Raw genomic sequence first — 13,640 nt, forward strand, 5'->3', positions numbered from 1 at the left:
CTGTCCTGCATGATTATGCGCAACCACGTATAGTCGGGGGATGCACCGGACCGGCATCGTGGGTGCCTCGGGCTATACGGGGGCCGAGCTGCTGCGGCTCCTGGCCGCCCATCCCGAGCTGGACGTGGCGTGGGCCACAGGCGACACCCAGGCGGGCAACCGGGTGGCGGCGGTGTACCCGAGCCTTTCGGCCGCCTATCCGTCGCTCACGTTCGGCCGCTACGACGCGAGCGCGGCCGACGGCCTCGACCTCGTCTTCTGCGGCCTGCCCCACGGTGAATCGCAGCAGCTCATGCCCGAGCTGCGCAAGCGAGTCGGCCGGGTCGTCGACCTGGCCGCCGACTTCCGCTTGCGCGACCCGGCCGTGTACCGCCAGTGGTACGGCGAGGCCCACCAGTGCCCCGACCTGATCGCGGACTTCGCCTACGGACTGCCCGAGCTGTTCCGGCCCGAGATCGCGGCCGCCGATGCCGTGGCCGCGGCAGGGTGCTACCCGACCGCAGCTGCGCTCGCGCTGGCGCCGTTGGTGGCGGCAGGCACGATCGACCCTGGCGGGGTGGTCGTCGACGCGGCCAGCGGGGTGTCGGGCGCCGGCCGGAGCCTGAAGCAGACGACGCACTTCGGCACGGCCAACGAGGACTTCACGGCCTACGGGTTGCTCGACCACCGGCACACGCCCGAGATCGAGCAGGCGAGCCGGGCGTCGGTGCTCTTCACCCCGCACCTGGCTCCGATGACCCGCGGCATCCTGGCCACGTGTTACGCGCGTCCGCGCGGCGCGACGTCGACGGCGTCTCTGCTCGAGCTGCTCCACGCGCGTTACGACGCGGAGCCGTTCGTGGTCGTGTCCGAGGAACCGCCGTCGACCAAGGCGACGTGGGGATCGAACACCGCGCACCTCACGGCCCGCTTCGACGCGCGCACGGGCTGGGTCGTCGTGCTCTGCGCCATCGACAACCTGGTCAAGGGTGCGAGCGGGCAGGCGATCCAGTGCGCCAACCTGCTCCTCGGGCTCGACGAGACGGCCGGGCTCCCGACCGTGGGGGTGTACCCGTGAGGGGTCGCGGGTTCGCGGGTCCCGCTTCCGCCGGCGGGCGGGTCCTGTCCCTCAGGGTCCCTCCCGTCCGGGATCCTCCCCCTCGGGGCCCCTCCCCGACGGGGCCCTCCCTACGGGCCACCCGCCCACCGGCTCGGTTGCCGGTTCGGCCGGTGGTGTTCTCGTGAGCGTCACTGCTGCTGCCGGGTTCGTCGCCGCGGGGGTGCATTGCGGGATCAAGGCCGGGGGGGTGCCCGACCTGGCGCTCGTGGCGACCGACGACGCATCGCCCGTGAGCGCGGCGGCGGTGTTCACCTCGAACCTGGCCACGGCCGCGCCGGTGTTGGTCAGTCGCGCCCACCTGGGTGCGACGTGGGGGCGGGCCGCTGCGGTGGTGCTCAACAGCGGCAACGCCAATGCCGCCACCGGCAAGCCGGGCCACGACGACGCGGAGCGCATGTGCGCGCTCGTCGCGGGTGAGCTCGGCTGCGCCGTCGAAGAGGTGTTGGTCTGCTCGACGGGACTCATCGGCATCCCGTTGCCGATGACCGCGATCGAAAATGGGGTGAAACCTCTCGTGCGCGGTCGGTCGCCCGACGGTGGAGGCGACGCGGCCGAAGCCATCCGCACCACCGACACCCACCGCAAGGAGGTGGTGGTGCGGGGTCACGGCTTCACGGTGGGCGGTATGGCGAAGGGCGCGGCGATGCTCGCGCCCGACATGGCGACGATGCTCGCGGTGCTCACGACCGACGCGGCGTGCGATCCGTCGACGCTGCGCGCCGCGCTCGTCGACGCGATGGACGAGTCCTTCAACTCGCTCTCGGTCGACGGGTGCACGTCGACCAACGACACCGTCATCATCCTGGCCGGGGGGCGGGCCGGTCCCGCGAGCGCGGACTCGCTGCGCGACGCGGTGGCTCGCGCCTGTCGCGACCTTGCCGAGCAGATGGCAGGTGACGCGGAGGGCGCCACCAGGGTGGTACGCGTGCGGGTCAAGGGGGCGCAGTCGGTCGACGACGCGCGACGCGCGGCGCGCAAGGTGGCCGAGAGCCAGCTCGTGAAGTGCTCGCTGTTCGGCGCCGACCCCTACTGGGGCCGGGTCATGAGCGAGCTGGGCAGCGCGGGGGTGGGCTTCGATCCCGAGCGGGCGTCGGTCGCGTACGGCGACACGGTGGTGGCGAGCGACGGCGTGGCCGTCGACCACGACGCCGCCTCGGTCCGCGGGCATCTCGCCGGCCGCCACGTCGAGATCGTCGCCCACCTCGGCATGGGCGATGCGGAGGCCAGCATGCTCACCAACGACCTCACGCCGGCGTACATCGACGAGAACATGAGGACCTCATGAGGTTCCCGAGACGCCGGACGGCTCGGGTCACCCGGGAACGCCCCCGGACGGGTCCTGTCCCTCAGGGTCCCTCCCGTCCGCGATCTTCCCCTTCGGGGCCCCTCCCGGACGGGGCCCTCCCTACGGGCCACCCGTCCTCGCGCGGGCCTTCGGCTGCTCGTCCGGCGTCCCACCCATTCGCGCAGCTGAAAGGAACCGGCCTTCGGCCGGTGCTCTGCTTGTGAATGCGTCGGGGAAGGCGCATGTGTTGGCGGAGGCGTTGCCGTACATCCGGCGGTTCTGGGACAAGGTCGTGGTCGTCAAGTACGGCGGTGCGGCCATGGACGATCCCGCGCAGGCGGTGCTGTTCGCGCAGGACATCGTGCTCATGCGCTCGGTCGGCATGCGACCGGTCGTCGTGCACGGTGGCGGGCCTCAGATCGGTCAGCTCATGGCGCGGCTCGGCAAGGAGCCCGAGTTTCGCGATGGTCTGCGCGTCACCGACGCGGACACACTCGACATCGCCCGCATGGTGCTGGTGGGCAAGGTGAACCGCGACATCGTGTCTGCCATCAACGTGCACGACCCCTTGGCCGTCGGGATGTCGGGCGAGGACGCGGGCCTCATCACGGCCACCGCGCGCTCGCCCGAGCTCGGCTTCGTGGGCGACGTCGACACCGTAAACGCATCCATCCTCGAGCGCGTGCTCGCCCAGGGCCTCATCCCCGTGGTCGCCACCATCGGCAGCGACGTCGGTGGCCAGGCGTACAACATCAACGCCGACACGGCGGCCGGCGCGGTGGCTGAAGCGCTCGGCGCGGAGAAGCTCGTGTACCTCACCAACGTCGAGGGCCTGCGCAGGGACGCCGACGACCCCGCCACCCTCGTCTCGTCGATCGCGGTCGACGAGCTGGAGGCCATGATCGACTCGGGCGCGCTCGAAGGCGGGATGATCCCGAAGGTCACATCGTGCGTGCGGGCCGTGCGCAAGGGCGTGGGCCACGCCCACATCCTCGACGGGCGGATGCCGCACGCCCTGCTGCTCGAGATCTTCACGCCCGAAGGCGTCGGCACCATGGTGAGCCCGTGAGCTCCAGCCCGCTGATGCCCACGTACCCGGAGCCGCCGGTGACGTTCGTGCGCGGTGAAGGCGCGCGTCTGTGGGACGCCGACGGCAAGTGCTACCTCGACTTCCTGGGGGGACTGGCCGTCACGTCGCTCGGCCACGCCCACCCCGAGGTGGCCGACGCGCTGTGCGACCAGGCCCGCACCCTGCTGCACGTGTCGAACCTGTTCGGCACCACCGTCGGACCCGAGGTGGCGGCCACTCTCGACCGCCTCGTCGGGGGACCCTCCGGGCGCGTGTTCTTCTGCAACTCGGGGGCCGAGGCCAACGAATGCGCCATCAAGCTGGCGCGCAAGTGGGCCGGACCAGGTCGCTACGCGGTCGTCAGCGCCTACGGGTCGTTCCACGGGCGCACGCTCGCCACGCTGCACGCGACCGGCCAGCCCCAGAAGCACGAGCCCTTCCAACCCCTGCCGGAAGGCTTCCGCCATGTCGCGTGGGACGACCTCGACGCGCTGGACGCCAGCCTCGACGCGTCGGTCGTCGCCGCGGTGCTGCTCGAGCCGGTGCAGGGGGAGGGCGGGGTGAACCCCGCCACGCCGGCGTACTTCCAGGGCGTGCGGCGCCTGTGCGACGAGCGCGGGTGCCTCCTCATCGTCGACGAGGTGCAGACGGGTCTCGGGCGCACGGGAAAGTGGTTCGGCTTCCAGCACCTCGGCGTCGAACCCGACGTCGTCACCATGGCGAAGGCGCTCGGCAACGGCGTGCCCATCGGTGCGTGCTGGGCGCGCGACGACGTGGCCGCCGCCTTCGTGCCCGGCGACCACGCCACGACCTTCGGCGGGCAGCCGCTCGCGACCTCGGCGGCGCGCGCGGTGCTCGAGGTGATGCAGCGCGAGGACGTGCGGGCGCGTGCGACTGCGGCAGGTGCGCGGCTCACAAAGGGGCTCGACTCGATCGCGGCCATCGCCCGCGTGCGCGGGCTCGGTCTGCTGGTGGCCGCCGAGCTGCGCGACCGCCCGAGTCGCGACGCGGTGGCGGCTGCCCTCGACGCCGGCCTCGTGGTGAACGCGGTGACCGAGTCGGCGGTGCGGCTGGCCCCGTCGCTTCTCGTCACCGACGACGAGGTCGACGAAGCCGTCTCCATCCTGACGGCGGTCCTCGCGTGAGGCACTTCCTCGACGTCGACGACCTCTCGGCCGAGGAGCTGATGGCCGTGCTCGACCGCGCCGAGCAACCGTCGCCGCCACCGGTGCTGGCCGGACTCGGTGCGGCCCTGTTGTTCGAGAAGCCGTCCAACCGCACCCGCAACTCGATGGAGATGGCCGTGGTGCAACTGGGTGGCCATCCCATCAGCATGCGCGGCGACGAGTTGGGCTTCGACAGCCGCGAGAGCGTGGAGGACGTGGCGCGCACCTTGTCGTGCTACCACGCGGTCATCGCGGCGCGGGTCTTCGAGCACAGCAAGGTGCTGCGATTGGCCACCGCGGCGACGGTGCCGGTCGTGAACCTGCTCTCTGACGACGCCCATCCATGCCAGTCCCTGGCCGACCTGTTGACCATCCGGCAGCGCTTCGGATCGCTCGCGGGCCTGACCGTGGCGTGGGTGGGCGACGGCAACAACGTGTGCCGCTCGTTGGTGCTGGCGGCCGACCGGGCCGGGATGGAGATGCGCGTGGCCACGCCTTCGGGCTACGAGCCCGGCGTGCCGGCCCACGTCACCGACGACCCGGTCGAGGCGGTGAAGGAGGCGAACGTCGTCTGCACCGACGTGTGGGCGTCGATGGGGCGCGAGGACGAGGCGGTGGCCCGCCGGCGCGCGTTCGCGGGGTTCACGGTGACCCCGCAGCTCATGCAGCAGGCCCGGCCGGACGCGATCTTCCTGCACTGCCTCCCTGCCCACCGGGGTGAAGAGGTGGCCGCCGAGGTGATCGACGGGCCGCAGAGCGCGGTGTGGCAGCAGGCGCGGAACCGCCTGCACGCGCAGCGCGGTCTGCTCCTGTGGCTCCTGGAGCACGCTTGAGGCTGGCGAAGCCGCAACGCCAGCACCGGCTGGCCCGCCTGCTGGAGAACCACGCCGTGTCCAGCCAGGCGCAGGCGGTCGAGCTGCTCGCAGCCGACGGCGTGCTCGCCACACAGGCAACCGTCTCGCGTGACCTCGACGAGCTGGGCGCGGTCAAGGTGCGGGTGCCGGGCGGCGACACCGTCTACGCCATCCCCGAGCACGCGAAGGAGCGGATCGCCCCCGAGGACCATCTCAAGCGGGTGTTCGGCGACTGGGTGGTGGAGGTGGCGCACTCCGCCAACCTGGTGATCCTGCGCACACCGCCCGGGTCGGCCCATGTCGTCGCCAGCGCGATCGACCGTGCGGGACTGGCCGACGTCCTGGGTACGGTGGCGGGCGACGACACGCTGATGGTCGTGGTGTCGGAGCGGGCAGGCGGCGCCAAGGTTGCCCGGCGCTTGAGCGCGCTCGCGGGTCTCTGAACGATGAGGAAGGTGGGACTTTGAAGCGGGTGGTGCTGGCGTACAGCGGTGGCCTCGACACGTCGGTCGCGGTGCGCTGGCTGGGGGAGGAGCTCGGGGTGGAGGTGATCGCGCTGGCCGCCGACGTGGGCCAGGGAGGCGACTTCGACGAGATCCGCCGTCGGGCGCTCGCGGCGGGCGCGGTCGAGGCTGTCGTCGTCGACTGTCGCGAGGAGTTCGCGCGCGATTTCGTGGCACCCGCCCTCAAGGCGAACGCGAAGTACGAGGGCAAGTACCCGTTGGTGTCCGCGCTCTCGCGTCCGCTGATCGCCAAGCACATGGTCGCGGCGGCACGCGAGCACGGTGCCGATGCCGTCGCTCACGGGTGCACGGGCAAGGGCAACGACCAGGTGCGCTTCGAGGTGTCGACGCGCGCGCTCGCGCCCGACCTCGACGTGGTGGCGCCGGTGCGCGGCTGGGGCCTCACCCGCGAGCAGTCGATCGAGTACGCCGAGCGCTTCGACATCCCGATCACGGTCACGAAGGCGAGCCCGTACTCCATCGACCAGAACCTCTGGGGCCGCACCATCGAGTGCGGCATCCTCGAGGATCCGTGGGAGCAGCCGCCGGAGGAGGTCTACGAGCTCACGACTCCGACGGCCACCGAGCCCACCGAGCTCGTCCTGCGCTTCGAGCAGGGCGTGCCCGTGGCGATCGACGGCCGCGTTCTGCCGCTTCACGAGCTGGTCGACGAGGTGACACGCGTGGTGGGGTCGTACGGTTGGGGGAGGATCGACATGGTCGAGAACCGGCGGGTGGGCATCAAGAGCCGAGAGGTCTACGAGTGCCCCGGTGCGCTCGCGCTCCTGATGGCGCACGCCGATCTCGAGGACATCACCCTCGAACGTGACCTGGCCCACGAGAAGGCGCGCCTCGAGCCGCGCTACGCCGACCTCGTGTACGACGGTCTCTGGTTCTCGCCGCTGAAGCAGGCGCTCGACGCGTTCGTCGACGAGAGCCAGCGCTTCGTCACCGGCGAGGTGCGGCTTCGCTGCGAGGTGCCCGGTCGCTGCCTCGCAGTGGGGCGGCGGAGCGAGGTGGGGCTCTACGACTACGGGCTGGCGACCTACGAGGCCGCCGACCGCTTCCGCCACGACCACTCCGAGGGCTTCGTGCGGCTCTGGGGTCTCGGCGTCGAGACCTGGGCGGCGCGCCAGGCCCTGAGCGGCGAGCCCCGCCGGCGCGACGAACGCCAATGACGCTGTGGCAGGGCCGGTTCGGTGCCGAGCCGGCCGAGGAGCTCATCGCCTTCACCTCGAGCCTCGGCTTCGACCTCCGACTCGCACCCGACGACCTCGCCGGGTCGCGCGCCCACGTGCGCGGGCTCGAGCGCGCCGGGGTGATGACCCACGACGAGGTCGGCATCGTGCTGACCGCGCTCGACCGCGTCGAGGAGGAGCTCGCCCAGGGCACCTTCAAGTTCGGTCCCGGTGACGAGGACGTGCATACCGCGATCGAGCGGCGGGTCACGGAGCTGGCGGGTCCGGCCGGGGCCAAGCTCCACACCGGACGCAGCCGCAACGACCAGGTCGCCACCGACGTGCGGCTGTTCGCCAAGCGCGCCCTGCTCGAGGTCGCCGGCAGGGTCGTCGAGCTGCAGCAGGTCCTGCACGATCGGGCCAAGGCGGCGATGGCCGCCGACATCCAGCTGCCGGGCTACACGCACATGCAACGGGCCCAGCCGGTGCCGCTCGCCCATCATCTGCTCGCCCACGCGTGGGCGCTGTCGCGCGACGTCGACCGCTTGCTCGACACTCGGCGCCGCCTCGACGTGTCGCCGCTCGGCGCGGGCGCGCTCGCAGGCTCGTCGCTGGCGCTCGACCCCGACGGTGTGGCGGCCGACCTCGGCTTCGCCCGCCGGTTCGAGAACTCCATCGACGCGGTGAGCGATCGCGACTTCGTCGCGGAGGCGCTCTTCGACCTCGCCCTGCTCGGCGTGCACCTCAGTCGCATCGGCGAGGAGGTCGTGCTGTGGTCGACCGAGGAGTTCGGCTTCCTCCATCTGGCCGACGCCTACGCCACCGGTTCTTCGATGCTGCCGCAGAAGAAGAACCCCGACGTGGCCGAGTTGGCGAGGGGAAAGGCGGGCCGCCTCGTGGGTCATCTCACGGCCGTCCTCACCACCCTCAAGGGTTTGCCGCTCGCGTACAACCGCGACCTGCAGGAGGACAAGGAGCCGCTCTTCGACGCGGTCGACCAGGTGGTCCTTGCCCTGGCCGCGCTCGGGGGACTGCTGGCCACGGCCACCTTCGACGCCGACCGCATGGGCGCGGCCGCCGAGCGGCCCGAGGCGGCGGCCGTCGACCTGGCCGACCACCTCGTGGGGAAGGGTACGCCCTTCCGCGACGCCCACGCGCTGGTGGGCGCCCTCGTGCGCGACGCGCTCGAACGTCACGTGCCGCTGACCGAGCTGGTGGAGGCGCACCCCGCCTTCGACGACGAGGCCGTGCGCCTGTTGGAGCCGGGCGTCGCCGTCAGCCGACGTCGCACGCCGGGCGGTGCAGGGCCCGCGGCCGTGGCCGAGCAGATGAAGCAGTTTCGTGATCACCTGGCGCGCGATCGAGCGCGTCTCGACGCGGCAGACGGTTGACGGCCGCGCGCCCGCCGCGCGCGTTCTACCGGCGCGACCCGCGCGCGGTGGCTCCCGAACTGCTTAACAAGGTGCTCGTGCGCGGGCGGCGGACGGGGCGCATCGTCGAGGTCGAGGCGTACTGCGGCCCGATCGACCCCGGCAGTCACGCGTACCGGGGTCGCACGAATCGCAACGCGACGATGTTCGGGCGCCCCGGTCTGCTGTACGTCTACTTCACCTACGGGATGCACTTCTGCGCGAACGCGGTGTGCGGCGAGGAAGGCGAGGGGGTGGCCGTGCTGTTGCGCGGCCTCACGCCGCTGAGCGGGTTGGGCCACATGCGGCGGAACCGACCCGCGGCCCGTCGCGACACCGACCTCTGCAACGGCCCCGCCAAGCTGTGCGCAGCCTTCGGCCTCGGCCGGGCCTTCGACGGGGCCGACCTGGTCACGGGCGACCGTGGAGTCGTGATCATCGACGACGGCACCCCGCCGCCGGCGCGACCGGTCGTCACCACCCGGATCGGTCTCGCGCCCGGACGCGGCGACGAGCACCCGTGGCGGTGGCACGTCGCCGGCGCGGTCGGCCTGTCGCGCCCGGTCAGCTCGGGTTGACGTAGACCGTCACCGCCGCGCCTCGGTCGGCGGCCGCGTCGGCGGGCGGGTTCTGCTTCCAGACCAGGCCCCGGCGGCCGCCGGCGCCTGCGGCCGGTGGTTCGGCGCGGACGAGCAATACGGCTCGGAGGTCGTCTCCGACCAACGTCGTTCGCGCCTCGTCCGCGGTCAGCCCCAGCAGGTTGGGCACCACGACGAGGTCGGCGGCGCCCTTGCTCACCGAGATCGTCACGGTCGAGGCCGCGATCGCCTGGCAGCCCGCGCACGGCGACTGGGCGACGACATAGCCCGGCGGGTAGTCGCCGTTGGGCACGTCCGTGCGCACCACCCGCCAGCCGTCGCGCGACAGCGTGTCCTCGGCGCGCGGCGCGATCATCCCGATCACGCGCGCCACCTCCTTCACCACCGCGCCCGGCGGGAAGGCCGAGCCGTTCGCCGCGGGCTGCGCGGGAGCCGTCCGGCCGACCGGGAACGGTGTCACGGGCAGGTCGGCCATCGCGGTGGTGCTGTAGAGCTGCCAGATCTCGGCGGGCCAGGTGCCGCCCGTGACGCGCACGCGGGTGCGCGGCGGAACCATCGAGACCTGTCCTTCGGGGAAGCCCACCCAGACCGCCGTCACCAGCTCGGGCGTGAAGCCGACGAACCATCCGTCGTTCCACTTCTCGCTCGTGCCGGTCTTGCCCGCGACCGGCCGCCCGATGCGGGCGTTGACGCCGGTGCCTCGCCGCACCACCTGCTCGAGCACGGGGACCTCGGCGTCGACGACCGACTCGGGCAGCACCCGATCCTCGTGGTGCTGGTGCTGGTACAGCACCGTGCCATCTGCCTTGGTCACCTTGGTGATGAGCACGGGGGGCACGTGCACGCCTCGCGCCGCGAGCGTCGAGTACGCGGACGCCATGTCGAGCGGCGTGACGTCGTTGGTGCCGAGGACGGCCGCGGGATACGGCTGGAGCGGGGACGCGATGCCCATGCGCCGGGCCAACCCCATGGCGTTCGCGGGCCCGACCTCCATGATCAGCTGGGCGTAGACGGTGTTGCTGGAGTGGACGGTGGCCTCGACCAGGTTCATGCGGCCGCCGCCACCGCCCTCGTAGTTGCGCACCTTCCACGGCTTCTGACGGGTGACGGGGATCTCGATCTCGGGGGGCGCCCGGTAGGAGCGGCTCAGCGAGATGCCGTCGAGGAGCGCGGCCGCCAGGACGATCGGTTTGAACGCAGAGCCGGCCTGCCGCTGGGCCTGGGTGGCCAGGTTGACCTTGTCGTGCGGGCCCGCGCCGAAGAAGTCGCGCCCCCCGACCATCGCCTGCACGTAGCCGCTACGCGGGTCGATGGACACGACTGCGGCGGACGGGTCGCTCTCCGGCCGGACGAGCACCTTGGAGACCGCGTCCTCCGCAGCGAGTTGGCGGCGGGGGTCGAGCGTGGTGTGGACGCGCAGGCCTCCGCCGAACACGCTGGCGACCCGGGCCGCGGGCGTCGCGCCGGCGCCGAAGATCGGGTCGGTGAGGAGCTCGCGCTTCACCTCGTCCACGAAGTACGCGGCGGGGTAGCGCTCCGATGCGGTGGGCCGGTTGACGCCGAGCGCGGCGGCCTTGGCCGGGGTGGCGACATCGGGCCCCAGCCGGTGCAGCGCGACCATCTTGTCGAGCACCTCGTCGCGCCGCTTCTGGGCGGACGCTGGATGGACGAAGGGGTCGTAGGCGGAGGGGGCGCTGATCACTCCCGCGAGGAACGCCGCCTGCGCGACGTCGAGCTGGCTCACGGGGATGTTGAAGTACGTGGTGGACGCGGCCTGTACGCCGTAGGCGCTGTTCCCGAAGTAGATGGTGTTGAGGTAGCGCTCGAGGATCTTCTCCTTGGTGACGCGGTGCTCGAGGTGGTAGGCGAGCGCGGCCTCGCGGACCTTGCGGCCCACCGTGCGCTCCGAGCCGAGCATCGCGTTCTTGACGTACTGCTGGGTGATCGTCGACCCGCCCTGGAGCACCCTGCCCTTGGACGCGTCCTCGTAGGCGGCGCGCAGCGTGGCGCGCAGGTCCACGCCCTTGTGCTCCCAGAACCGCTCGTCCTCGATCGCGACGACGGCGTCGCGAAGCACCTTCGGGATCTCCGACAGCGGGACCGTCTCGCGGTTCTCCTCGCCGTGGAGGGTCGTGAGCAGGGTGCCGTCGGCGGCGAGCACCTTCGACGTCTGGCGGGTGACGGTCGGTGTCGGGTCGAGCGACGGCGTGGTGTACGAGCAGGCGCCGGTGGCCGCCACGCCGAGTGTCGTGCACCCGACGGCCGCGAGCGCGCGCAGCATCCACCTGTGCACGGCTCCATTGTCCCTCAGCTACCGTGCTCGTCCGTGGACCCCGCCGCTCCCGTCGACGTGCTCCCGGAGCTCGAATGGCGGGGCCTGCTCTACCAGGTCACCGATCGCGACGCGCTCGCCACGCTGCTGGCGGCCGAGCCCGTCACTGTCTATGCGGGCTTCGACCCGACGCAGCCGAGCCTGCAGGTGGGGAACCTGATGCAGCTGTGCACCCTGCGGCGCTTCCAGGAGGCGGGCCACCGCCCCATCGTGCTCGCCGGCGGCGGCACGGGCATGATCGGCGACCCCGGGGGCAAGACGGCGGAGCGCGCGCTCCTCACGGGCGAGCAGTTGGAGGCGAACCTCAGGGCCGTGCGCGGCCAGCTCGAGCGCTTCGTCGACCTCTCCGGCGGACGGGGCCTCCTGGTCGACAACCGTGAGTGGCTGGGGGAACTGCGGGTCCTCGACTTCCTGCGCGACGTCGGCAAGCACTTCACCGTGAACCAGATGGTGGCGAAGGAGTCGGTGAAGACCCGGTTCGAGGGGCGCGATCAGGGGATCTCCTACACGGAGTTCAGCTACATGCTGTTGCAGGCCTACGACTTCCTGCACCTGCGCGACACCTACGGCTGCCGGCTGCAGTTCGGTGGCAGCGACCAGTGGGGCAACATCACGATGGGCGTCGAGCTCATCCGCAAGCTGCGCGACGTGCAGGCGTTCGGGCTGACGTCGCCGCTCGTGCTCAGCGCCGATGGCACCAAGCTCGGCAAGACCGAGACCGGCACGGTGTGGCTCGACCCGGAGCGCACGTCGCCGTACCAGCTCTATCAGTTCTTCGTACGCACCGACGACGCCATGGTGACGAGCTATCTGCGCTACTTCACGTGGCTCGACCACGCCCGCATCCGCGAGCTCGACCAGGCGACCACCGACCATCCGGAGCGCCGGGAGGCGCAGCAGGCGCTGGCCAAGGAGGTCACCGCGCTCGTCCACGGCGACAGCGACGCCGGCGCCGCGGTACGGGCGGCACGGGTGCTGTTCGGTGACGGGGAGCTCGCCGAGCTCGACGAGCACCTGTTCCGTGAGGTGTTCGGCGACGCGCCCTCAGCGACCCGTCCCCGCGCCGATCTCGACGGCAGCGGACTGCCCGTGGTGGAGCTGGCCGCGCACGGTGGCCTCGAGCCGTCCCGCTCGGCCGCCCGTCGTGACATCAAGGCGGGGGCCCTGCACGTGAACGGCACGCCCGTGACCGACGACGACCGGCGGGTGACGCGCGCCGATCTGTTCCACGACCGCTGGGTGGTGCTCCGCAGAGGCAAGCACAACTACCTGGTGGTCGAGTTCGACTAGGCACGCTATACTCACTCGGTTGCGCTGCTCTCGGGTTTCGGACCCTGGTCTGAGAACCCCCGTTTGAGAACAGAGCGGCGGGAGGAAGTGCCGGGAAGCCCGCATCGCGGGCAGGGGCTCGGCAACCCTCGCTGACATCGTTTCACGTCACACTGATAGTCCGGGACACGGACACTCCCTCGGGAGACGTGTGTCCCTACGGGCGTTCATCGCTCCTTGAAAACGGAACAGAGGAAAGCCAAAAGCCAGTGCGGGCGATCACCTCGGTGATCGCAAGTCAATTGCACTGAAACGGACAACACATCCGTCTTGGTGCCAGTCGGCGATGGGGTCAGTCACCCCGGAGCCGGCTCTCCGATCTCACCGGCCCGCCAGGGCCCGAGATCTCGATGGAGAGTTTGATCCTGGCTCAGGACGAACGCTGGCGGCGTGCTTAACACATGCAAGTCGAGCGAGGTCCAACTGGTGGCAACACCAGGGAAGACCGAGCGGCGAACGGGTGAGTAACACGTGAGCAACCTGTCCCGAAGACCGGGATAACACCGGGAAACCGGTGCTAATACCGGATGTCCCCACCAGGCCACATGGTTCGGTGAGGAAATGGATTCCGCTTCGGGAGGGGCTCGCGGGCTATCAGCTTGTTGGTGGGGTAACGGCCTACCAAGGCAACGACGGCTAGCTGGTCTGAGAGGACGACCAGCCACACTGGGACTGAGACACGGCCCAGACTCCTACGGGAGGCAGCAGTGGGGAATCTTGCGCAATGGGCGAAAGCCTGACGCAGCAACGCCGCGTGGGGGATGAAGGCTCTCGGGTTGTAAACCCCTTTCAGCAGGGACGAAATTGACGGTACCTG

At 71.2% G+C, this 13,640-nt stretch carries 11 protein-coding genes and 1 rRNA gene (1 of these 12 running past the window's edge); 11 read left to right on the top strand and 1 reads right to left on the bottom strand.

The genetic code is table 11. The annotated features are described in order from the left end of the window. Window positions 1-40: 40 nt before the first annotated feature. The 9 genes from E6G06_06500 (at window position 41) to E6G06_06540 (ending at window position 9,141) form a co-directional block, all read left to right on the top strand. On the top strand, window positions 41-1,057 hold the full coding sequence (locus E6G06_06500) for an N-acetyl-gamma-glutamyl-phosphate reductase (protein ID TML92394.1): 1,017 nt from the start codon (window positions 41-43) through the stop codon (window positions 1,055-1,057). Window positions 1,058-1,220: 163 nt separating this feature from the next. Next, window positions 1,221-2,384 carry a bifunctional glutamate N-acetyltransferase/amino-acid acetyltransferase ArgJ gene (gene argJ / locus E6G06_06505; GenBank protein TML92395.1) on the top strand — a complete coding sequence of 388 codons (1,164 nt, stop codon included), beginning with the start codon at window positions 1,221-1,223 and terminating at the stop codon, window positions 2,382-2,384. A 220-nt stretch (window positions 2,385-2,604) separates the two neighbouring features. Next, window positions 2,605-3,453: an acetylglutamate kinase gene (gene argB, locus E6G06_06510; GenBank protein ID TML92396.1), complete on the top strand. Its 849-nt coding sequence runs from the start codon at window positions 2,605-2,607 to the stop codon at window positions 3,451-3,453. A 14-nt stretch (window positions 3,454-3,467) separates the two neighbouring features. Next, on the top strand, window positions 3,468-4,598 hold the full coding sequence (locus E6G06_06515; protein TML92415.1) for an acetylornithine transaminase: 1,131 nt from the start codon (window positions 3,468-3,470) through the stop codon (window positions 4,596-4,598). A 41-nt stretch (window positions 4,599-4,639) separates the two neighbouring features. Then, window positions 4,640-5,452, top strand: coding sequence for an ornithine carbamoyltransferase (gene argF, locus E6G06_06520; protein ID TML92416.1), 813 nt, complete (start codon window positions 4,640-4,642; stop codon window positions 5,450-5,452). Then, the gene (gene argR, locus E6G06_06525; GenBank protein TML92397.1) at window positions 5,383-5,916 is read left to right on the top strand and encodes an arginine repressor; all 534 of its coding nucleotides are present in this window, start codon (window positions 5,383-5,385) and stop codon (window positions 5,914-5,916) included. The genes argF and argR overlap by 70 nt, the downstream gene beginning before the upstream one ends. 20 nt (window positions 5,917-5,936) lie before the next feature. Then, the gene (locus E6G06_06530) at window positions 5,937-7,154 is read left to right on the top strand and encodes an argininosuccinate synthase (GenBank protein ID TML92398.1); all 1,218 of its coding nucleotides are present in this window, start codon (window positions 5,937-5,939) and stop codon (window positions 7,152-7,154) included. Next, complete coding sequence (argH, locus tag E6G06_06535) at window positions 7,151-8,545, top strand: argininosuccinate lyase (protein ID TML92399.1); 1,395 nt, start codon at window positions 7,151-7,153, stop codon at window positions 8,543-8,545. The genes E6G06_06530 and argH overlap by 4 nt, the downstream gene beginning before the upstream one ends. Then, window positions 8,542-9,141, top strand: coding sequence for a DNA-3-methyladenine glycosylase (locus tag E6G06_06540; protein TML92400.1), 600 nt, complete (start codon window positions 8,542-8,544; stop codon window positions 9,139-9,141). The genes argH and E6G06_06540 overlap by 4 nt, the downstream gene beginning before the upstream one ends. Here the strand turns inward: E6G06_06540 and E6G06_06545 are convergent. Continuing rightward, entirely contained in the window at window positions 9,128-11,455 is a 2,328-nt protein-coding gene (locus E6G06_06545; GenBank protein ID TML92401.1) for a PBP1A family penicillin-binding protein, read from the bottom strand. The two genes, E6G06_06540 and E6G06_06545, sit on opposite strands and share 14 nt — an antisense overlap. Before the next feature lie 33 nt (window positions 11,456-11,488). Here E6G06_06545 and E6G06_06550 point away from each other — a divergent pair, with 33 nt between their 5' ends. Together E6G06_06550 and E6G06_06555 are read left to right on the top strand one after the other, a co-directional pair. After that, the gene (locus E6G06_06550) at window positions 11,489-12,784 is read left to right on the top strand and encodes a tyrosine--tRNA ligase (GenBank protein TML92402.1); all 1,296 of its coding nucleotides are present in this window, start codon (window positions 11,489-11,491) and stop codon (window positions 12,782-12,784) included. 386 nt (window positions 12,785-13,170) lie between these two features. Beyond that, window positions 13,171-13,640, top strand: a 16S ribosomal RNA gene (locus E6G06_06555) (it continues 1,060 nt past the right edge of the window).

Source organism: Actinomycetota bacterium, from assembly GCA_005888325.1.
Taxonomy (GTDB): domain Bacteria; phylum Actinomycetota; class Acidimicrobiia; order Acidimicrobiales; family AC-14; genus AC-14.